The organism is Streptomyces ochraceiscleroticus (assembly GCF_000720485.1).
GTDB classification, from domain to species: Bacteria; Actinomycetota; Actinomycetes; order Streptomycetales; family Streptomycetaceae; genus Streptomyces; species Streptomyces ochraceiscleroticus.
In genome coordinates, this window is sequence record NZ_JOAX01000105.1 from 1 (window position 1) to 336 (window position 336).

Consider the following 336-nt stretch of genomic DNA (forward strand, 5'->3'; position numbering starts at 1 on the left):
CGCCGGACTTGATGGCGGTCGCCGCCGTGGTCACCCACCGGCGGGCGACCTGCCCGAGGCGGGAGTTCATCATGCTGGAGACGGTCTTGACCGCCGAGGAGGCGGCCTTGAAGGCCTTGAAGGCGACGACCGCGCCGAGGATCGCGCCCGCCAGGACGTTGACCGCCTCGGGCGGCAGAGAGTTGATGATCCGCGCCAGGAACAGCGACACCTGCGCCGCGATACCGATGATCGGCGCCAGCGCCACGATGAGCTTGAGGGCGGCCTGGGCGAGCGTGCCGAGCTCCTGCGCGCCCTCACGCGCCAGGGCGACGAACTGCGCGAACCCCTCGGACT

General features: G+C 71.1%; 1 protein-coding gene. It reads right to left on the reverse strand.

Going from position 1 to position 336, the window contains the following annotated elements; genetic code table 11:
• Nucleotides 1-336: hypothetical protein (locus IG84_RS38570; protein WP_037801483.1), on the reverse strand; the 336-nt coding region annotated here is incomplete at both ends.